The 18274-nt window shown below is 73.8% G+C and carries 21 protein-coding genes; 13 read left to right on the top strand and 8 right to left on the bottom strand.

The annotated features are described in order from the left end of the window. Positions 1-70 precede the first annotated feature (70 nt). Complete coding sequence (locus tag ACFY2K_RS23715; protein WP_375897405.1) at positions 71-1465, top strand: ABC transporter substrate-binding protein; 1395 nt, start codon at positions 71-73, stop codon at positions 1463-1465. A gap of 72 nt (positions 1466-1537) precedes the next feature. Here the strand turns inward: ACFY2K_RS23715 and ACFY2K_RS23710 are convergent, their stop codons facing one another. Continuing rightward, the gene (locus ACFY2K_RS23710) at positions 1538-1807 is read right to left on the bottom strand and encodes a helix-turn-helix domain-containing protein (protein ID WP_380408291.1); all 270 of its coding nucleotides are present in this window, start codon (positions 1805-1807) and stop codon (positions 1538-1540) included. An 86-nt stretch (positions 1808-1893) separates the two neighbouring features. Between ACFY2K_RS23710 and map the strand changes: the two genes are divergently transcribed. Together map and ACFY2K_RS23700 are read left to right on the top strand one after the other, a co-directional pair. Next, positions 1894-2661, top strand: coding sequence for a type I methionyl aminopeptidase (gene map / locus ACFY2K_RS23705; RefSeq protein ID WP_380643446.1), 768 nt, complete (start codon positions 1894-1896; stop codon positions 2659-2661). A 60-nt stretch (positions 2662-2721) separates the two neighbouring features. Next, complete coding sequence (locus ACFY2K_RS23700) at positions 2722-3147, top strand: acyl-CoA thioesterase (RefSeq protein ID WP_380408287.1); 426 nt, start codon at positions 2722-2724, stop codon at positions 3145-3147. A 44-nt stretch (positions 3148-3191) separates the two neighbouring features. Here the strand turns inward: ACFY2K_RS23700 and ACFY2K_RS23695 are convergent, their stop codons facing one another. Beyond that, positions 3192-4514, bottom strand: coding sequence for a YibE/F family protein (locus ACFY2K_RS23695; protein ID WP_380531212.1), 1323 nt, complete (start codon positions 4512-4514; stop codon positions 3192-3194). A 198-nt stretch (positions 4515-4712) separates the two neighbouring features. Here ACFY2K_RS23695 and ACFY2K_RS23690 point away from each other — a divergent pair, with 198 nt between their 5' ends. The 3 genes from ACFY2K_RS23690 to ACFY2K_RS23680 all read left to right on the top strand — a co-directional run bounded on the left by ACFY2K_RS23690 (position 4713) and on the right by ACFY2K_RS23680 (position 9043). Further along, positions 4713-6197: an alpha/beta hydrolase gene (locus ACFY2K_RS23690; protein WP_387713794.1), complete on the top strand. Its 1485-nt coding sequence runs from the start codon at positions 4713-4715 to the stop codon at positions 6195-6197. A 171-nt stretch (positions 6198-6368) separates the two neighbouring features. Then, on the top strand, positions 6369-8678 hold the full coding sequence (locus tag ACFY2K_RS23685; protein ID WP_387713792.1) for a transglycosylase domain-containing protein: 2310 nt from the start codon (positions 6369-6371) through the stop codon (positions 8676-8678). A gap of 68 nt (positions 8679-8746) precedes the next feature. After that, positions 8747-9043 carry a hypothetical protein gene (locus tag ACFY2K_RS23680; protein ID WP_380643440.1) on the top strand — a complete coding sequence of 99 codons (297 nt, stop codon included), beginning with the start codon at positions 8747-8749 and terminating at the stop codon, positions 9041-9043. A gap of 21 nt (positions 9044-9064) precedes the next feature. Here ACFY2K_RS23680 and ACFY2K_RS23675 read toward each other — a convergent pair whose 3' ends face one another. Continuing rightward, positions 9065-9700 carry a hypothetical protein gene (locus tag ACFY2K_RS23675; protein WP_380525029.1) on the bottom strand — a complete coding sequence of 212 codons (636 nt, stop codon included), beginning with the start codon at positions 9698-9700 and terminating at the stop codon, positions 9065-9067. A gap of 4 nt (positions 9701-9704) precedes the next feature. Next, positions 9705-10253, bottom strand: coding sequence for an RBBP9/YdeN family alpha/beta hydrolase (locus ACFY2K_RS23670; protein WP_380525030.1), 549 nt, complete (start codon positions 10251-10253; stop codon positions 9705-9707). Positions 10254-10581: 328 nt separating this feature from the next. On the opposite strand from ACFY2K_RS23670, the gene ACFY2K_RS23665 reads away from it, so the two are divergent. The 3 genes from ACFY2K_RS23665 (at position 10582) to ACFY2K_RS23655 (ending at position 13237) form a co-directional block, all read left to right on the top strand. Further along, a complete protein-coding gene (locus ACFY2K_RS23665; protein ID WP_387713789.1) occupies positions 10582-11148 on the top strand; it encodes a DJ-1/PfpI family protein in 567 nt (188 codons plus the stop codon). Positions 11149-11344: 196 nt separating this feature from the next. Then, positions 11345-12661: a serine hydrolase domain-containing protein gene (locus ACFY2K_RS23660; RefSeq protein WP_387713786.1), complete on the top strand. Its 1317-nt coding sequence runs from the start codon at positions 11345-11347 to the stop codon at positions 12659-12661. 57 nt (positions 12662-12718) lie between these two features. Further along, positions 12719-13237, top strand: a complete 519-nt coding sequence (locus ACFY2K_RS23655; protein ID WP_380525107.1) for a gamma carbonic anhydrase family protein — start codon at positions 12719-12721, stop codon at positions 13235-13237. A 24-nt stretch (positions 13238-13261) separates the two neighbouring features. Here the strand turns inward: ACFY2K_RS23655 and ACFY2K_RS23650 are convergent, their stop codons facing one another. Further along, positions 13262-13723 (bottom strand): MarR family transcriptional regulator, encoded by a 462-nt coding sequence (locus tag ACFY2K_RS23650; RefSeq protein WP_375897423.1) that lies wholly within the window; start codon positions 13721-13723, stop codon positions 13262-13264. Positions 13724-13828: 105 nt separating this feature from the next. Here ACFY2K_RS23650 and ACFY2K_RS23645 point away from each other — a divergent pair, with 105 nt between their 5' ends. After that, positions 13829-15085: an alpha/beta hydrolase gene (locus tag ACFY2K_RS23645; RefSeq protein ID WP_380525109.1), complete on the top strand. Its 1257-nt coding sequence runs from the start codon at positions 13829-13831 to the stop codon at positions 15083-15085. A 3-nt stretch (positions 15086-15088) separates the two neighbouring features. Here ACFY2K_RS23645 and ACFY2K_RS23640 read toward each other — a convergent pair whose 3' ends face one another. Then, a complete protein-coding gene (locus ACFY2K_RS23640; protein ID WP_387713781.1) occupies positions 15089-16321 on the bottom strand; it encodes an MFS transporter in 1233 nt (410 codons plus the stop codon). Between the two features lie 225 nt (positions 16322-16546). Here ACFY2K_RS23640 and ACFY2K_RS23635 point away from each other — a divergent pair, with 225 nt between their 5' ends. The 3 genes from ACFY2K_RS23635 (at position 16547) to ACFY2K_RS23625 (ending at position 17413) form a co-directional block, all read left to right on the top strand. Then, entirely contained in the window at positions 16547-16783 is a 237-nt protein-coding gene (locus ACFY2K_RS23635; protein ID WP_380525111.1) for a DUF2277 domain-containing protein, read from the top strand. Between the two features lie 23 nt (positions 16784-16806). Further along, the gene (locus tag ACFY2K_RS23630; protein WP_360230768.1) at positions 16807-17043 is read left to right on the top strand and encodes a DUF6296 family protein; all 237 of its coding nucleotides are present in this window, start codon (positions 16807-16809) and stop codon (positions 17041-17043) included. Positions 17044-17128: 85 nt separating this feature from the next. Continuing rightward, positions 17129-17413, top strand: a complete 285-nt coding sequence (locus ACFY2K_RS23625; RefSeq protein WP_380525112.1) for a DUF427 domain-containing protein — start codon at positions 17129-17131, stop codon at positions 17411-17413. Positions 17414-17560: 147 nt separating this feature from the next. On the opposite strand, the gene ACFY2K_RS23620 is transcribed toward ACFY2K_RS23625, so the two are convergent. Continuing rightward, positions 17561-17902 (bottom strand): hypothetical protein, encoded by a 342-nt coding sequence (locus ACFY2K_RS23620; RefSeq protein WP_380525113.1) that lies wholly within the window; start codon positions 17900-17902, stop codon positions 17561-17563. Positions 17903-18005: 103 nt separating this feature from the next. Further along, entirely contained in the window at positions 18006-18182 is a 177-nt protein-coding gene (locus ACFY2K_RS23615) for a hypothetical protein (RefSeq protein ID WP_387713777.1), read from the bottom strand. Between the last annotated feature and the right edge of the window lie 92 nt (positions 18183-18274).

Raw genomic sequence — 18274 nt, 5'->3', positions numbered from 1 at the left:
GCCCGCACCCGCTCCGCCCGTACATCCCGCCCGTACATCCCGTTCGTCAACCGGAAAGAAGAAAACCCTCGTGAAGAAGAGTGCACGCGCGCTCGCGGCCCTGCTGGTGGCCGGCCTGTCCCTGACCGCCTGCAGCTCCAGCGGCTCGGACGCCGGCTCGGGCGGTTCCGCCGACGCCGGGGCGCCCGGTGCCCAGGCGCTCGACCAGGCCTCCGGCGTCACCACCGTCGAGTTCTGGCACTCGATGACCGGCAAGAACGCCGACGTGCTGAACGGCCTGGTGAAGGACTTCAACGCGGCCCACCAGGGCAAGATCGAGGTCAAGGCGCAGTTCCAGGGCAAGTACGACGAGCTGGTCACCAAGTACAAGGCCGCGGTGCAGCAGAAGGGCACCCCCGCCCTGGTGCAGGTCTACGACATCGGCACCCGCTTCATGATCGACTCCAAGCAGACCGTCCCCGCCCAGGCCTTCGCCGACAAGGACGGCTACTCGCTGGACGACCTCGACCCCAACATCCGCAACTACTACTCGGCCAACGGCAAGCTGGTCTCGATGCCGTTCAACTCCTCGATGCCGCTGCTCTACCTGAACACCGACGCCTTCAAGGAGGCCGGCCTCGACCCGGCGCAGCCGCCGAAGGACCTCAACGAGCTCGGTGACCTGGCCAAGAAGCTGACCAAGAAGGACGCCGACGGCAAGACCGTCCGCTACGGCTTCGGCGCCGCCATCTACGGCTGGTTCGTCGAGGAGCTGCTCGCCGAGTCCGGCACCATGTACTGCGACAACGACAACGGCCGCAGCAACAAGGCGGGCAAGGTCGTGTTCGACTCCGCCCAGGGCGCGCAGATCGTCCAGTGGTGGGCCGACCTCGTCAAGGGCGGCTACGCGGCCAACACCGGCCGGGTCACCGACGACGCCCAGGCCGCTTTCAAGTCCGGCACGGTCGCCATGCACCTGGAGTCCACCGGCGTGCTGCGCGGCTACACCGAGGCCGCCAAGTTCGGCGTCGGCACCGCGCCCTTCCCGAAGGTGACGGCCGCCGACCAGGGCGGCCCGGCGATCGGCGGAGCCTCGCTGTGGATCAGCGGCCCCGGCCACTCGGACGCCGAGAAGCGGGCCGCCTGGGAGTTCGAGAAGTTCGCCACCAGCCCGGAGCAGCAGGCCGTGTGGCACACCGGTACCGGCTACTTCCCGGTCAACAAGAAGTCCCTGGACGACCCCAAGGACAAGGAGTGGGTCGGCAAGTACCCGCAGTTCCAGACGGCCATCGACCAGTTGAAGGCCACCAAGCCCACCCCGGCCACCGCCGGCTGCCTGCTCGGCGTGATGCCGCAGGCCCGCAAGGGCGTGGAGACGGCCATCGAGCAGACCGTGGCCGGCGGCAAGACCGCCCAGCAGGCGCTCGCCGACGCGGCCAAGGAGCTCCAGCCCGCGATCGAGAGCTACAACAGCTCGGTCGGCTGACCACCCTCCGCGAACGACGGCCCGCCCGGCGCACCCCGCGCCCGGCGGGCCGTCCCCCGTTCCGGGCCCGTCCTACGCGGAGAGGGCGGTGTCGTCCTCGGGCAGCGCGCAGGCGCCCGCCAGCTCGTCCAGGGAGAGGTCCAGCGCGAAGGCCAGCGCCGCGATGGTGAAGAACGACGGCGTCGGCGCCCGCCCCGTCTCGATCTTGCGCAGCGTCTCCGCCGAGACGCCGGCCACCGCCGCCACCTCGACCATGCTGCGCTCGCCACGCGCCTCACGCAGCAGCGCCCCGAAGCGCTCCCCACGCTCGCGCTCCCACGGGGTCAGCGGAGTCCTCACCATGCCGTCGAGTGTAGGGCGCCCGACCCTTCCGGGGAACCGTGATACAAATACCGGTATAAGAATTGGATCCAGGGGAGAGGTTCACCATGGTCGAACTCAAGTCGGACGCCGCCCTCGACGCGATGCGCGAGGCCGGGCGGGTGGTCGCCAACGCGCTGGCGGCCGTGCAGCGGGAGGCCGCCGCGGGCGTGAGCCTGCTGGAGCTGGACGAGGTGGCGCGGGGGGTGCTCACGGCCGCCGGGGCGACCTCGCCGTTCCTCGGGTACCGGCCGGCCTTCGCGCCGGTGCCCTTCCCCGCCGTCATCTGCGCCTCGGTGAACGACGCGGTCGTGCACGGCGTCCCGGACGGCTACCGGCTGCGCGACGGAGACCTGGTGAGCATCGACTGCGGGGCCGTCCTGGACGGCTGGTGCGGCGACTCCGCCGTCAGCTTCACCGTCGGCCCCGCCCGGCCCGAGGACGCCGAGCTGATCGATGCCACCCGGCGCGCCCTGGAGGCCGGGATCGCCGCCGCCGTGGTCGGCAACCGGATCGGCGACATCGCCCACGCCGTCGGAACGGTGGCCCGCGCCGGACGCTACGGGCTGCTCGACGGCTACGGCGGCCACGGCATCGGCCGCCGGATGCACGAGGACCCGCACGTCCCCAACGAGGGCCGCCCCGGCCGGGGTTACCCGCTGCGCCCGGGCCTGGTGCTGGCCATCGAGCCGATGCTGACGGCCGGCGGCCGCGACGACTACGACACCGACCCGGACGGCTGGACCCTGCGCACCACCGACGGCAGCCGGGCCGCGCACATCGAGCACACCGTCGCCGTCACCGAGGACGGTCCGCGGATCCTCACCCTGCCGTAGTCCCCGGCGGGTGACGGACGTTACGCCGTCCCGCCCGTCCCACCGGAGTACCGTGCGGGCATGACCGATCAGGACTTCACCACACGGGTCACCGTACGCGGGTACGAGACCGACACCCAGGGCCACCTGAACCAGGCCGTCTACCTGCAGTACGCCGAGCACGCCCGCTGGGAGTACCTCCACGCGGCCGGCATCCGCCAGGCCGAGCTGGTGGCCAAGGGCGTGGGCCCGGTCGTCCTGGAGACCACGGTGAAGTACCTGCGGGAGCTGCGCGCCGGGGACACGGTGGAGATCAGCTGCGCGTTCGTCTGGCGCGGGGGCAAGACCTTCCAGGTGGTGCAGCGGCTGACCCGCGAGGACGGCGTGCTGGCCGCGGAGGTCACCGGGGTGGGCGGCATCCTCGACCTGGTGGCCCGCCGGCTGGTCGCCGACCCGCGCGAGCCGCTGCGCGCCCTGGCCTCGGACCCGGGACTGCTCGGCCTCTGACCTCCCGTCCGTCCGCCTGCCTCGCCTCGCCCCGCGCCGGGGTGTCAGGCGGGCCGGTGCCGCCCGGCGGGCACGGGTGCCGTCCGGGGGTGGTCGGCGGCGGCGATCAGCGCGGCCAGCCCGGTGGTGACCGGCACCGCCGCGACCAGTCCGATGCTGCCGACCAGGGTGCGGGCGATCTCCTCGGCCACCAGTTCGCTGGTGGCCACCGACACCAGCGTCCGGTGCGCGACGGAGAACAGCAGCAGCAGCGGCAACGCGGCCCCCGCGTAGGCGAGCACCAGGGTGTTGACGGTCGAGGCGATGTGGTCGCGGCCGATCCGCATGCCGGTCCGGTACAGCCGGCCGGCGCCCATCGTCGGGTCGGCCTCGTGCAGTTCCCAGATCGCCGAGGTCTGGGTGACCGTCACGTCGAACAGCACGCCGAGCGATCCGATCACGAACCCGGCGAGCAGCAGGCCGCGGATCTCGATGCCGGGGTAGAGGCCGTGGACCAGCCCGGTCTCCTCCGAGGTGTCGCCGGTCAGCCGCGCCCAGGCGGCGAAGACCAGGCTGAGCACCCCGATCAGGACCAGCGACGCCAGCGTTCCGAGCACCGCCACCGAGGTGCGCGCGGAGAGCCCGTGGCACAGGTAGAGGGCGATCAGCATGATCGCGCTGGCGCCGACGATCGCCACCAGCAGCGGGTCCGAACCCCGCAGGATGGCGGGCAGGATGAACAGCGACAGCACGGCGAAGCTGATCGCCAGCGCGAACAGCGCGGCGACCCCGCGCCAGCGGCCGATCACCACCACGACGACGGCGAACAGCCCGGCGAGCACGCCCATCGGCAGGTTCCGGTCCACGTCGACGACGCTGTAGCGCAGCTCCACGGGGGCGTTCGGCGCTGAGGTGAGGACGACCCGCTCGCCGACCTCGTGGCGCCGCGACTCGGACGGGTGGACGACCACCGTGAAGGTGCGGCCCCGGTCCGGGCCGTCGGTGACCTCGACGGTCTCCTGCCGGCAGGTGCCCCGGTCGGCGGGGCCGAGGTCGGCGCAGGGCAGTTCCTGGAGCCGGGTGACCAGGCCCTGCCGGATCTGCTGGTCGAAGCCGACCCCGGTGTGCTGGTGGGCCGGGACCCCGCCCGGCCAGAGCACCACCAGGCCGACGGCGACGGCGACCGCGAACGGGATCAGCACGGCCGCGACCACCGTGCGCAGACGGGCGGAGACCGGCGCGGCGGGCCCGTGGCCGTGGCCGTGGGCGTGGCCGTGCCCCACGGGCGCGGCGGGCCCCTCGTGCCGGTGCTGCTGCTCCTCGTGCGCGTGATCGTGATCGTGCTCGTGCACGAGCGCGTTCCCGTCGTGCGGGTTCCCTGCCGTCACCTCACGCCTCCTCAGTTCTCCTCCACAGCACCCGAAATCATCGGCGTCCGGCCCGCCGTCACCCCGCAGGACACGAACGGTCGGCGCGCCGCCGCCGGGTGCGGGACGGCCCCCGTCCGCCGTCGGGGGATTGCCCCACCCCCGATCGACCGGCTGGCGGCATGGGCCCGATTCCCCTGCCGCAGCAGACTCTTGGGCATGTCGAAGCTCACCGGTACCACTCTCGCCACGCTGGCCGTCACCGTGCTGACCGCCCTTCCCGCCGCCGCCGCCGTCCCGGAGCACTCCGGCGCGGGCGGCCTCGACTGGACCACCTGCCAGGGCCCGGTCGACCCCCGCCAGCAGTGCGCCGACCTCACCGTCCCCCTGGACTACAACGACCCGGACGGCCGACAGATCACGCTCGCCGTCTCCCGGATCGCCACCGCCAAGCCGGGCCTGCGCCGCGGTGTGCTGCTGACCGTGCCGGGCGGGCCGGGCGGTTCCGGGACCGGCCTCCCCACGAGCGCCGTCGGGCGCCTCCCGCAGTCCGTCCTGGACCGCTACGACCTGGTCGGCTTCGACCCGCGCGGCGTCGGCGGCTCCACCCCGGTCAGCTGCGGTCTGGACCACTCCGACCTGGCGATGGTCAAGCTGCGCCCCTGGCCGGCCGTCGACGGCTCGATCGACACCAACCTGGCCACCGCCCGCCGGGTCGCCGAGACCTGTGCGCGCAACGGGGGGCCGGTGCTGCGCAGCATCTCCACCGCCAACGAGGCCCGCGACATCGACCGGATCCGCCAGGCCCTCGGCGAGCGCAAGCTCTCCGCCTGGGGCACCTCGTACGGCACCTACGCGGGCGCCGTCTACGCCACCATGTTCCCCGGGCACACCGACCGGATCGTGCTGGACAGCAACGACGACCCGGACCCGTCGAAGGTCGGCCGCGGCTGGCTGGCCGCCTTCGGCCAGGGCGCCGAGGACCGCTTCCCCGACTTCGCCGCGTGGGCCTCGGCGCCGGACAACCCGGACCGGGTCGCGGACACCCCCGAGCAGGTGCGCCCGCTGTTCCTGGACCTCGCCGCCCGGCTGGACGCGGCCCCGCTGCCCTGGCCCGGCGCCAACCCGGCCGAGCTGAGCGGCAACGTGCTGCGCGAGTCCATGCTGAACAGCCTGTACGCGGACGCCAAGTTCCCCGACCTGGCCCGGCTGATGCTGGCGGGCCTCGGCCGCCGCCCGCTGCCCGCCCCGGTGGTGCCGCCCGACGCGGCGGTGCAGAACACCCTCGCGGTCTCCGTCGGCACGCTCTGCAACGACGTCCGCTGGCCCGCCGACCCGGCGGCCTACGCCAAGGACACGGCGGCCGACCGGGCCGCCCGGCCGCTCACCGCGGGCATGCCGGTGAACGTGATGCCCTGCGCCTTCTGGCCGTTCGCGCCCGCCGAGCCGCCGGTGCGGGTGACCGGCCGGGGGCCGGCGAACGTCCTGCTGGCGCAGAACCTGCGCGACCCGGCCACCCCGTACTCCGGCGCGCTCAAGCTGCGGGCGGCGTTCGGTGACCGGGCGCGGATGGTGACGGTCGACTCCGGCGGCCACGACGTCTACCTGGCGAACGGGAACGCCTGCGGCGACGCGGTGGTGACGGACTTCCTGGTGACGGGCCGCCGCCCGGCCGAGGACGTGTACTGCCCGGCCGCCGACTGACGCCGACTGACGCCGACGGGGGAGGAGCAACGGGCCGTGGACGAACGGCCCTTGCTTCTGCGTGTACCCACGTTCGACCCTCACACATGAGTCGAACCTGTCGCGATTTTGTGACAATAGTTCGCCAACAGGCCCCCCACGGTGGGGATTCACGGCCGTAATGTTCGAACTATGTCACCGAAGAGCCGCATACCTGCCCCGGACCCGGGCGACACCTGGGTCCCGCGCCCGAGGCGCCGTGAGACCCCGCTCGGAATCCTGCGCCATGCGGCCACCTTCCTCGGCTCCAGCGTGCTGGGCGGCGTCCTGCTGGCGGGGCTGATCCTCCCGGGGGCGGGCGCGATGGGCCTGGGCGCCAAGAGCGGCGCCGAGGGCTTCGAGAGCATCCCCGACGACTTCAAGACCCCGCCGCTCACCCAGGCGACCCAGATCTTCGACGCCAAGGGCGGCCTGATCGCCAAGGTCTACGAGCGCGACCGCACCGTCCTGACCGCCGAGCAGATGTCGCCGCTGATCCGCAAGGCCCAGGTGGACATCGAGGACGCGCGCTTCTACGAGCACGGCGCCGTCGACCTCAAGGGCGTGCTGCGGGCGATCACCAAGAACGCGGAGAGCGGAGCCGCGGTGCAGGGCGCCTCCACCCTCACCCAGCAGTACGTGAAGAACGTCAACGTCGAGATGGCCGGGGACGACCCGGTGGCGGTGCGCGAGGCGCAGCGCAAGACCCTGGGCCGCAAGATCCAGGAACTGCGGTACGCCATCAAGCTGGAGGAGGACCTCTCCAAGGAGCAGATCCTCACCAACTACCTGAACATCACCTTCTACGGCCACCAGGCGTACGGCATCCAGGCCGCCTCCCAGCGGTACTTCAGCAAGGACGCCAAGGACCTCACCCTCCCCGAGGCGGCGATGCTCGCCGGGCTGGTGCAGAACCCCACCCAGTACGACCCGAAGCTGCACCCGGTGGCCGCGCAGAAGCGCCGGGACACCGTCATCGACAAGATGGTGGAGAACAAGCACATCACCGCCCAGCAGGCGGCCGAGGCGAAGGCGGCCCCGCTGGGCCTCAACTACAAGGACCCGCAGAACGGTTGCATCACCGCCCAGGCCGGCATGGGCTTCTTCTGCGACTACGTCCGCCACGTGGTCAAGCAGGACCCGGCCTACGGCAAGAGCGCCGCCGAGCGCAAGAAGCTGTGGGACACCGGCGGGTTGAACATCTACACCACGCTGGACCCGGAGAAGCAGGCCGCCGCCCAGCACGCCGTCTCCACCAAGGTGTACGTCACCGACCCGGTCTCGGCGGCGATGACGATGGTCGAGCCCGGCAGCGGCAAGATCCTGGCGATGGCCCAGACCCGCCCGTACGGCCTGGCGAAGGAGAAGAACCAGACCGTCGTCAACCTCAACGTGGACGCGGCGATGGGCGGGGGCATCGGGTTCCAGCCCGGCTCCAACTTCAAGCCGATCGTGGCCGCCGCCGCCCTGGAGGCCGGCCTGTCGCCGACCCAGCAGTACGACTCGCCGAACCGGATGGACTGGCCGACGATGAAGACCTGCGACGGCACCTGGAAGAACCTCAACAAGGGCAGGAAGGAAGGGACGATCCCCAACGAGAGCCCGAGCGAGAAGGGGCCGTACCAGCTCAAGCAGGCGATGGCGCTCTCGGTCAACACCTACTTCGTGCAGATGGAGCAGGAGATCGGGCTCTGCGCCGTCAAGCAGATGGCCAACAAGCTGGGCGTGACCGGCAAGGCGAGCGGCGACCCGTTGCAGGAGGTGCCCGCCCTCGGCCTGGGCACCCAGGAGGTCAGCCCGCTGACCATGGCCAACGTCTACGCGACCTTCGCCGCCCGGGGCTCCTACTGCGCGCCGGTGGCGATCAACCGGATCACCACGGTGGCCGGCAAGGACGTCCCGGTGGCCCCGGCCCGCTGCGACCAGGTGATGTCCCCGGACACCGCCGACGTGATCAACAGCGTGCTGCTCGGAGTGACCGAGAAGGGCGGCACCGCGCGGGACCTCCGGCTGGACGACGACCGCCAGATCGCGGGCAAGACCGGCACCACGGACGAGAAGAAGTCGGCCTGGTTCACCGGCTACACCGGCAACCTGGCCGGCTCGGTCTGGCTGGGCAGCCCGGGCGTCAAGGTGCCGATGCGCAACATCCGGATCGGCGGCCAGTACCAGCCCGAGGTGTTCGGGGCGACCGGCCCGGGGCCGATCTGGCAGCAGGCCATGAGCGACGCCGTGCGGTCCATGCCCGAGCAGGACTTCACCACGGTCCACATCCCGGACCCGGTCCGCCCGACCCCCGGGTGCGGCACCCCCACCGGCTCGCCGTCCTCGGCGACCTGCACGGGGGCGCCCGGCCCGGGCTCGACCGGCCGCCCGCGCGGCAACTCCCCGTCGGACGGCGGCACGACCGGCCGCTCGGCCCCCACCACCCCGCCGGACTCCCCGGACCCGTCGGACCAGTGACGCCCGCGGCCCCGCATGAGTACCCGTACTCATGCGGGGCCGCGGCCCGTCGGCGGACGATGGGCGCCATGCCGCACAGCTTCCTCGGCGTCCCCGCCGTCCTCTGGCCCTCGATCGGCTACCTGGCCGGTTACCTGGTGATCGCCGTCGCCGCCGCCCGCGAACTGCGCGGCGGGGTGAGCGCGGCCAACGCCGTCCGGCAGTGGACGGCGGTGGTGTGGACGATGCCGGGGTTCCTGCTCGCGATGGCCGTCAACCCGTTCCCGGACGGCACGGCGGCCCGCTTCCTGTCCGCCACCGCGCTCGGCGCGGCGGGCAACGCGGCCCTGCTGGCGCTCACCGCCCACGCCTTCGGGCTGCGCTGACACCTCCCGCCGAAGTCGGCGCTACCGCGCCTCGACCGGCTCGCCGGTGTCCTGGTCGAGGTTGAACACCCGCCGGTAGGAGTCGGTGACCACGGTGATCCGGGTGCGCCCCGTCCAACTCGCCGTCACCAGCCGGGCGTCGTCCGGGCCGCCGCCGACGTCCGCCAGCAGCCAGCGCCGGGCCGACCAGCCCTGCCCGCTCTCCAGCAGCACCTGCCAGTGCTCACCGGCCTGCGGCCCGGAGCCGTACGAGCGGTGCACCACCACCAGCGAGCGCTCCGCACCGGCCGGCGCGTCCTCCCGGCTGCGGCTCTCGGCCGCCGACACCTTGTGCGCGGCCAGCACGCCGAGCAGGAACACCACCCCGGCGGTCACCGTGACCGCCCGGGTGGCGGCCCGTACGGCGGTGCGGCGGTCGCTCAGCCAGGCGGCCGCGATCAGCGCGCCGAGCGCGCCGCCGAGCATCAGCTCCGGCCGGTTCAGCAGGTCGGCGACCAGCATCAGTCCGCCCGAGCGGCTCTCCCACTGGCCCTCGGTGTACAGCAGGACGGCCGCCGCCCCCGCGGCGAGCAGCAGTCGGGCCAGCAGCCGCCTGGCCCGCGGCGACCGGCGGCGCCGGTACCGTTCGGTCCACTCGTCCATCGTCCCCCCGGTCATGTGCTCACAGCTCCATGAGGAGTTTCCGGCCCTCCGGCCAGTCGCCCAGCCCGGAGTCCGCGTTGAGGTGCCCGTACGCGCCCGGCTCGACGTAACGGGAGCCCCAGGCCCGGGCGAACTCCCGGGCCCGCTCCGGGGTGATCCACGGGTCGTCGGTGGAGGAGACCACGACGGTCGGGAACGGGAGGCGCTCCAGCCTCACCGGCCGGAAGCCCGACACCTCCGGCACGTCGGCGTTGTCCACGTCGGCGGGGGCGACCAGCAGCGCGCCCCGCACGGCGGCGGTCCGCTCGGCGGCCGCACCGGCCGCCCAGTCGGCGGCGGTGACGCAGCCCAGGCTGTGCGCCACCAGCACCACCGGCCCGTCGGCGGCGGCCGCGGCCACCGCCGCGTCCACCCGCGCCACCCAGTCCGCCCGGTCCGGGTGGTCCCAGTCGGCCTGCTCGACCCGGCGGAAGGCCTCCGGGTCGGCGGCCTCCCAACGGGTCTGCCAGTGCTCCGGGCCCGAACTCTGGTACCCGGGGAGAACGAGGTAGGTCGTGCGATCGGTCATGAGCTCCTCCGGGGCGGTTCCGGCCGCGGCCGGTGGACGGCCGGTGGACGGGTCGTGGACGGTCGGTGGGCAGGCAGCACGAGAGTCTAGGCCTCGCCCGCAACCTCCCCACAGCCGGGCACCGCACCCACCGCCCCACCCACCCCCGCCCCGGCGCGCACGGCTTGCGGCCGGCGCGCGCGCCGGGTGGTGCGCCGCCGTAAGCCTGGTGCGCCCTGTTGCCAACGGCGCGGCCGGTACGGGAGGTTGGTGCGGGCCCGGGTGCGGCGGCCACCGCGCCCGGGCCCGTACCAGGACCGAGGTTCGATCACGTGGAGGGATGTCGGCGATGACATCGAAGATCCTGCTCGTCACCGGGGACGCCGCCGAGTCGTTGGAGGTGTTCTACCCGTACCAGCGGTTGCGCGAGGAGGGCTACCAGGTCGACATCGCCGCCCCGACCAAGAAGCTCCTGCAGTTCGTGGTGCACGACTTCGTGGACGGCTACGACACCTACACGGAGAAGCCCGGGTACACCTGGCCCGCCGACCTCGCCTTCGCCGACGTCGACCCGGCCGACTACGTCGCCCTGGTGATCCCCGGCGGCCGCGCGCCCGAGTACCTGCGCAACGACCCGGACGTGCAGCGGATCGCCCGGCACTTCTTCGCCGGGGACAAGCCCGTCGCGCAGATCTGCCACGGCCCGCTGATCACCGCCGCCGCCGGGGTGCTCGACGGCCGCCGCACCTCCGCCTACCCCGCGCTCGCCCCGGACATCAAGGCGGCGGGCGCCGAGTTCGTGGAGGGCGAGGCGGTGGTGGACGGCGTGGTCGTCTCGGCCCGCGCCTGGCCCGACCACCCGGCCTGGCTGCGCGCCTTCATCGAGGTCCTGCGCACCAAGGCCCCGGTGTCCTGACCCACCGCGAGGGCCCGTCCTGGGCCCGGCCCCCGGCCGTACCCCGAGACCTCTCGGGGTACGGCCCCGGGCCACGGTCGGGGTAGCGGGCCCTCCGGGAGGCTGACGACGGCTGCGGACCGGTCCTGCCATGGTGTCAAGGCCCATGGAAACAGTCGGAGTTGACGCTCCGGCGCCCTGACCCAGGGAGACCGGCATGACCGCCGATCCGACCGCCCCGGTCCGGAGGCTCCGTCGTCCGCTGCTGCGCGCCGCCGTCACGGCCACCGCGGCCGCGGGCCTGCTCGCCACCCTCGCCCCGGCAGCCCTCGCCGCACCCGCCGCACCGCGCCCGGCCGCCGACTGCCGCGGCGCCCTCCACCTCACCGCCGCCGACCCGGCCGACCGGACGGACTCCGCCGCCGGGCGGGCCGACTGGGCCGCCGCGGACGCGGCCCTGGCCGGCCTCACCGGCCCGGGCTACGCCACCTCCGCCCTGGCCGCCGTCCGGGAGGACGGCCGGCTGGAGTGGCGCAACGCCACCGGTGTCGCCGACCTCGGCACCGGTGGCCCCGCCGACCCCGAGGGCCGGTTCCGGATCGGCAGCGCCACCAAGACCTTCGTCGCCACCACCCTGCTCCAACTCGTCGGCGAACACCGGCTGGACCTCGACGACCGGCTGGAGTGCCTGCTGCCCGGCGTGGTGCCCAACAGCGCCGCGATCACCGTCCGGCAACTGCTCGACCACACGAGCGGCGTCGCCAACTACACCCAGGACCCGGCCTTCGAGTCCACCGACGAGGGCTGGCTGAACGGCCGCCGCTTCCGGCCCTACTCCCTCCAGGACCTGGTCGACATCGCGAACACGTACCCGCCGGCCTTCCCGCCCGGCCAGGACTGGGCCTACTCCAACACCAACTACGTGCTGGTCGGGATGATCATCGAGAAGCTCACCGGACACAGCTGGCAGCAGGAGGTCACCCGCCGGATCATCCGCCCGCTGCACCTCACCGGCACCTCGATGCCCGGCAACTCGCCCTTCGTCCCGGGCCCGCACGCCCACGGCTACCTCAAGACCGCCGAAGGCCCGGTGGACGTCACCCTGCTCGACCCCTCGATGGCCGGGTCCGCCGGCGCCGGCATCTCCACCACCGCCGACCTCACCACCTTCCTCGGAGCGCTGCTCGGCGGCCGGTTGCTGCCCCCGGCCGAACTGGCCGAGATGCAGCGGACCACCGCGACCGGCGGGGGCCGCGGCTACGGCCTCGGCCTCCAGCGGGTGGACACCCCGTGCGGCACCTTCTGGGGCCACGCCGGCGGCATCCCCGGGTACAACACCCTGATGCTCGGCTCGGCGGACGGCAGGCGCCAGTTCGCCTCGGTCGTCACCGCCTACGACGTCGGCGACGGGAGGGCCGCCACCGCCGCCTGGAACCGGCTGACCGCCACCGCCCTGTGCGGCCCGCAGCAGTCGCCCGCCGCTCCCGCCCCCGCCCCCGGCCTCGGTCCCGACCTCGCCCTCCCCGCGCCCTGACCGTCCCCCTACGCTGACCGGCGACAGTGCAGCCGATCACCACCAGGAGGACCAGTCATGGCAGAGCCGCTGATCGCCACCGTCGGGGGCAAGGTGCCCGCCGTCGACCCGGGCGCCTTCCTCGCGCCGAACGCCGTCGTGGTCGGGGACGTCAGCGTCGCCGCCGGGGCGAGCGTCTGGTACGGCGCGGTGCTGCGCGGCGACGCCGAGTCGATCGCCGTCGGCACGGGCAGCAACATCCAGGACAACTGCACCCTGCACGCCGACCCCGGCTTCCCGCTGGTGGTCGGCGAGCGGGTCTCGGTCGGCCACAACGCGGTGCTGCACGGCTGCACCGTCGAGGACGACGTCCTGGTCGGGATGAACGCCACCGTCCTCAACGGCGCCCGGATCGGCGGCGGTTCGCTGGTCGCGGCGGGCGCGGTGGTGACCCAGGGGATGGACGTCCCGCCCGGCTCGCTGGTCGCGGGGGTCCCGGCCAAGGTCCGTCGGGAGCTGACGGAGGAGGAGCGGGCCGGGATCAAGGCCAACGGCGAGGGCTACCTGCTCCTCGCCGAGGCGCACCGGGAGGTCTAGGCACGCCGGGTCGGCGGTCCGCCGCTACAGCCGGTCGTAGACGGCGGACAGCCGGCGCAGCACCTCGGCGGCCCGGTCCAGGGCCTCCTCGTCGTAGTCGTCGAGGTCGGCGTGCAGGGCCTCGGCCAGAGCGGCCTGGCGCTGCTCGTGCCGGGCCCGGCCGTCCTCGGTGAGGGCGACCAGGACGGACCGCTTGTCCTCGGGCGGGCGGGTGCGGGTGACGTAGCCGGCGGTGACCAGGCCGTTCACCAGCTGGGTGGTGGCCGGGCCGGTGGTCTCGGTGCCGGCGGCGAGCTGGGTGATGCTGAGCGGCCCCCGCTCGGCCAGGGTGCGCAGGGCGCGGGCGTGGGTGAGGGACAGGGCGCCCGGGGTGCGGGTGGCGCGCCCGCGCAGCCGGGAGTCCGCGGCGCTGAGCCGGTAGGCGGCGCGGGCCAGGCGGTCGAGTGCCTGGGCGCGTTCGGGCGCGGGCGGCGGTGCGGTCGTCATGGTGGGTTCCTCCTCGGCGGGTTGACAACAGACTAGCCTCAGTACTTAATGGATAAGTACTTACTCGCTAAGTACTTATCTACACCGCTCCAGGAGGAGACCGTCATGACCATTCGTTCGACCGGCCAGAACTGGGCCCTGGACATCGCCCTCGCCCAGGGCGGCTTCGACGCGCTGCACCCCGAGGCCGTCGGGACCATGGAGCAGCTCGGCCACGACCACACCGACTTCGCCAAGGTCTTCGCCCTGGTCAGGAGCGGTGCCATGCTGCCCAAGGCGTGGGCGACGGTGGCCGGCCAGGCCGAGGAGCGCGCCGCCCACCACGAGCGCGCGGGCTTCGCGCAGACCGCCGCCGACCTCTACCTGCGGGCCGCCGTCATGTGGGGCCGGGCGCAGTACTCGATCTTCGACGCCACCGACCCGCGCAAGGCGGTGCTGCGCGCCCACGCCGACCACTGCGTGGACCGCCTGGGCGCCCTGCGCGACGGCCGGGTCCGCCGGGTGGTGCTGGACTTCGAGGGCTCGACGATCCACGCCCTGCTGCACCTGCCCGCCGGGCGGGTCGAGAACGCGCCCGCCGTCATCCTCGGCCCCGGGATGGACATGATCAAGGAGGACTACATCTGGGCGGCCGAGCGCTACTACACCTCCCGCGGCATCGTCGCGCTCTCCATCGAGGGCCCCGGCCAGGGCCAGACCCGGGCCGGCGGGCTGACCGTCGACCTCGGCAACTACGAGCGGGCGATCGGCCGCTACCTCGACCACCTGGCCGAGCTCCCGGAGGTCGACGCCGAGCGGATCGGCATGTTCGGCATCTCGATGAGCGGCTACTGGGGCTCCCGGGCCGCCGCCACCGACCGCCGGATCGCCGCGCTCGCCGCCTTCGAGGCCGTCACCGGGGACTTCGCGACGATCTTCGAGCGGGCCCAGCCGACCTTCAAGAACAACTACATGTACATGGCCGGGTACACCGACGAGGAGGCCTTCGACCGCGACCTCGCCCACCGCATGCCGCTCGGCGACCTGGTGGCCGAGATCACCTGCCCGGTGCTCTACGGGATCGGCGAGTTCGACGAGCTCACCGACCTCACCCAGGCCCTGGCGAGCTTCGAGCGGGTCCGGGCCCCGAAGGAGCTGCGGGTCTACGAGGACGAGTTCCACCCGCTCGGCGGGGTGGCCGCCGAGGCCTTCCGCTTCGGCGCGGAGTGGCTGGAGCGCGCCCTGGCCGGCGAGTTCGCCGACCCGGGCCGCGACGTCCGGCACTACGTCCACCGCGACGGACGCACCACCGACGGCTCCGCCGACCCCACCTGGTGGCGCGGCGCCGCCCCGACGGAGCTCACCGCGCTGCGCCGCGGCTGACTCCTACGGGGTCGGCGCCGAGGCCGGGGTCGGGGCCGGCGTCAGTGGCACGCCCGTCCGCTCCGCCGACGGTTCCACCGGGACCGGGGCGGGCGGGCGCCGGTCGGCCGCCCAGGCCAGCACCGCGACCACGGCGCCGGCCGCGGCCAGGCCGGCGCCCACCAGGGTCGGCGAGGTCCAGCCGAGCCCGGCGGCCAGGGCCAGCCCGCCGAAGTAGGCCCCCTGGGCGTTGGCCAGGTTGAACGCGCCCTGCACCGTCGCCGAGGCCAGGGTGGGCGCGCTGCGCGCCTTCTGCAGCACCAGGGTCTGCACCGCCGGGACGATCGCGAAGCCGAACAGGCCGATCAGCACCACCGTGATGGCCGCCGACCAGCGGGCGTGCGCGGTCACCGCGAACAGCGCGAGCGTCGCCGAGAGCAGCAGGAAGGAGACGCAGACGGTCGGCCGCAGCGCCCGGTCGGCGGCGAACCCGCCGATCACGTTGCCGAGCGTCATCCCCACCCCGAACAGCGCCAGCACCCCGGTCACCGAACCGGTCGCGTACCCGGAGACCTCGGTGAGCAGCGGCGCGATGTAGCTGTAGCAGGCGAACATCCCGCCGCAGCCGACCATCACGGTGGCCAGCGCCAGCGACAGCTGCCCGCTGCGGAAGGCCCGCAGCTCGTGCCGGAGCCCGGACTGGCCGGGGGAGGGGAGGGCCGGCACCAGCCGGGCGATGGCGAGCGTCCCGGCGGCGGCGATCAGCACCACCACCAGCATGGTCGCCCGCCAGCCCAGGTGCTGGCCGAGCAGGGTCGCGGCCGGGACGCCGACGATGTTGGCGACGGTCAGCCCGGAGAACATCACCGCGACCGCCCGGGCCCGCCGGTCCGGCGCCACCAGCTCGGCGGCGGCCACCGCCCCGGCGCCGAAGAACGCGCCGTGCGGCAGCCCGGTGATCAGCCGTGCGGCGGCCAGCGTCCAGAAGTCGGGGGCCAGCGCGCACAGCAGGTTGCCGGTCGCGAACAGCCCGGCCAGCGCCACCAGCACCGCCTTGCGGGGCTTCCCGGCGGCCAGCGCGGTGAGCAGCGGCGCGCCGACCACCACCCCCAGCGCGTACGCGGAGATCAGCCAGCCCGCCTGCGGGATGGAGACGTGCAGACTGTCGGCGACCTGGGGGAGCAGCCCCATGGCGGCGAATTCGGTGGTCCCGATGGCGAAAGCGGTGACGGCCAGCGCGAACAGCGCGAGAGGCAAGGGGTGACTCCGGGGTGATGCCCGCGCCCGGCGGGTGCGTGGCGGGTGCGTGGCGGGTGCGGGCGGTTCGGGCGGCGGGGTGCGCGGCGGGTGCGTGGCGAGGGAATTCGTTCGTCGAGAATCCTAATCGGCCCGGATGACGTCCCCGTGAGGCCCGTGTGACGAATCGGGGGCGTGCGGAGCAGGGGGCTCGCCTCGGCGGCCCCCGCGCGCAAGACTGGATTCATGTGCCGCAACATCAAGACGCTGCGCCCGCCCGTCACGCCCGACGCCGGCGAGGAGGACTTCCACGCCGCCGCGCTGCAGTACGTCCGCAAGGTGTCCGGTTTCCGGGCACCGGCGGCCCACAACCGGGAGGCCTTCGACCGGGCCGTGGACGCGGTCGCCGAGGCCACCGCCCGGCTGCTCGACGAGCTGGAGGTGCGGGGCTCGCACGCCCGTGCCGCCGGGACGACCGTCTGAGACGCGAGGAGCAGGATCCGCCGATGAAACCCGTCGACCGTTACGCCCTCACCTTCCCCGGCACACCCGGCACCCAGGCCCCGCAGGACGTGGTCGTGGTCGTCCGGACCAGCGCCAAGGGCCCGGGCGGGCACCCCGTCTACGAGGACGCCAGCGGGATCGTCCGGGCCGAGATCAGCGAGGCCGGGGAGGTCCGGATGCTCGCCAGCGGCGGCCACCAGACCCCGCACCTGCCGGTGCACGCCCACCCGCTGCCCTGAACCGCCTCGGACGTCCCGAGCCGCCGAGCCGCGCGATCCCCCCGAAGCGCGGGTCGCGGGCGCGCCCGTGCGGCACAATCGGCCCATGACCACAGCGATTTGGCAGGGCACCGTCGTCGCCGAGAGCGAGGACACCGTCCTCGTCGAGGGCAACCACTACTTCCCGTGGGAGGCGGTCCGGGCCGAGTTCCTGCGGCCCTCCGACACCACCACGGTGTGCAGCTGGAAGGGCACGGCGAACTACTACACGGTGGAGGTGGCCGGGCAGGCCAACCCGGACGCCGCCTGGTACTACGCCGACCCGAAGCCGGAGGCGGAGCACGTCCGGGGGCGGGTGGCCTTCTGGCGCGGGGTGGAGATCACCGAGTAGCGGCAGCCGCGCCCCCCCCGCTGATCCGAGCCCCGTGTCCGAGCCCCGCGTCCGGCCCGAGTGTCCGGCCCCCGTGCCCGGTCGGCCGGACGCGGGGGCCGCGCCGTTGCGCGCCGGGGGCCGTCCCGACCCGTACGAGGGGTGCGGTCAGCCGCCGAGGGCCGGGGGCGGGGCGACCGCTCCGTGCCCCGTCTTGACGCCGTTCACCATCGCCTGGTGGACGGCCCGCGCGGTGCTCTCGTCCGTCGCGGCGACCGGGCTGCCGGACACCGTGTACCAGTCCAGCGCCCCGGTGTACTGGACGGTCAGCCGCGCCTCGCCGTCCACCCACGTGGTGTGCACGGTGAGGTCGCCGGAGATGGGGCCGACCTCGGTGGTGGTGACCCCGCCGGGGCCGCTGATGATCGACTGGGTGGTCCAGGTCGCCCACGAGGTGCGCGGGTCCGCGGGCGGCCGGGTCTGCCGGTCGGTTTGATCGTGTTCGGTCATGCGCCTATCCTCCCCCGCCGGTGCGCCACCATCCGGGCAGCGACACCTGCGGTCACAAGGACCGCCCGGTCCCGCCGGGCGGTCGGATCGGTGTGGCGGACGGTCAGACCCGGTCCGGGCCCCTCGCGCCGGGTTCGTCCAGGATGGGGTCGCCCTCCGCCTGGGAGGTGTCCTGTGCGTGCAGGTTCTGCATCGAGGTGACGCCCTCCTCCGGATCGGCGGCCCGGACGTCCTGCTCGCGGTCGGTGCTCACTGCGGAGCGTTCGCTCATGTCGGTCATCGCGGGCTCCGTCTCCTCGGCCGGCCCCGGCGCGCCCGGACGCGGGCGCGGTCGGGCCGGGTCTGTCCCTCGCCCCTCCAGCCTGCCCCCGC

Source organism: Kitasatospora sp. NPDC001309 (assembly GCF_042896295.1).
Taxonomy (GTDB): domain Bacteria; phylum Actinomycetota; class Actinomycetes; order Streptomycetales; family Streptomycetaceae; genus Kitasatospora.
The sequence above is the reverse complement of the archived record's forward strand: the minus strand, read 5'-3'. Positions and strand labels throughout refer to the sequence as shown.

What these genes read in the sequence shown, in the direction of transcription:
- ACFY2K_RS23710 (WP_380408291.1), bottom strand. Translation starts at nt 1,807, where the DNA reads ATGGTGAGGACTCCGCTGACCCCGTGGGAGCGCGAGCGTGGGGAGCGC.
- map (WP_380643446.1), top strand. Translation starts at nt 1,894, where the DNA reads ATGGTCGAACTCAAGTCGGACGCCGCCCTCGACGCGATGCGCGAGGCC.
- ACFY2K_RS23700 (WP_380408287.1), top strand. Translation starts at nt 2,722, where the DNA reads ATGACCGATCAGGACTTCACCACACGGGTCACCGTACGCGGGTACGAG.
- ACFY2K_RS23690 (WP_387713794.1), top strand. Translation starts at nt 4,713, where the DNA reads ATGTCGAAGCTCACCGGTACCACTCTCGCCACGCTGGCCGTCACCGTG.
- ACFY2K_RS23685 (WP_387713792.1), top strand. Translation starts at nt 6,369, where the DNA reads ATGTCACCGAAGAGCCGCATACCTGCCCCGGACCCGGGCGACACCTGG.
- ACFY2K_RS23680 (WP_380643440.1), top strand. Translation starts at nt 8,747, where the DNA reads ATGCCGCACAGCTTCCTCGGCGTCCCCGCCGTCCTCTGGCCCTCGATC.
- ACFY2K_RS23675 (WP_380525029.1), bottom strand. Translation starts at nt 9,700, where the DNA reads ATGACCGGGGGGACGATGGACGAGTGGACCGAACGGTACCGGCGCCGC.
- ACFY2K_RS23670 (WP_380525030.1), bottom strand. Translation starts at nt 10,253, where the DNA reads ATGACCGATCGCACGACCTACCTCGTTCTCCCCGGGTACCAGAGTTCG.
- ACFY2K_RS23665 (WP_387713789.1), top strand. Translation starts at nt 10,582, where the DNA reads ATGACATCGAAGATCCTGCTCGTCACCGGGGACGCCGCCGAGTCGTTG.
- ACFY2K_RS23660 (WP_387713786.1), top strand. Translation starts at nt 11,345, where the DNA reads ATGACCGCCGATCCGACCGCCCCGGTCCGGAGGCTCCGTCGTCCGCTG.
- ACFY2K_RS23655 (WP_380525107.1), top strand. Translation starts at nt 12,719, where the DNA reads ATGGCAGAGCCGCTGATCGCCACCGTCGGGGGCAAGGTGCCCGCCGTC.
- ACFY2K_RS23650 (WP_375897423.1), bottom strand. Translation starts at nt 13,723, where the DNA reads ATGACGACCGCACCGCCGCCCGCGCCCGAACGCGCCCAGGCACTCGAC.
- ACFY2K_RS23645 (WP_380525109.1), top strand. Translation starts at nt 13,829, where the DNA reads ATGACCATTCGTTCGACCGGCCAGAACTGGGCCCTGGACATCGCCCTC.
- ACFY2K_RS23635 (WP_380525111.1), top strand. Translation starts at nt 16,547, where the DNA reads ATGTGCCGCAACATCAAGACGCTGCGCCCGCCCGTCACGCCCGACGCC.
- ACFY2K_RS23630 (WP_360230768.1), top strand. Translation starts at nt 16,807, where the DNA reads ATGAAACCCGTCGACCGTTACGCCCTCACCTTCCCCGGCACACCCGGC.
- ACFY2K_RS23625 (WP_380525112.1), top strand. Translation starts at nt 17,129, where the DNA reads ATGACCACAGCGATTTGGCAGGGCACCGTCGTCGCCGAGAGCGAGGAC.
- ACFY2K_RS23620 (WP_380525113.1), bottom strand. Translation starts at nt 17,902, where the DNA reads ATGACCGAACACGATCAAACCGACCGGCAGACCCGGCCGCCCGCGGAC.
- ACFY2K_RS23615 (WP_387713777.1), bottom strand. Translation starts at nt 18,182, where the DNA reads ATGACCGACATGAGCGAACGCTCCGCAGTGAGCACCGACCGCGAGCAG.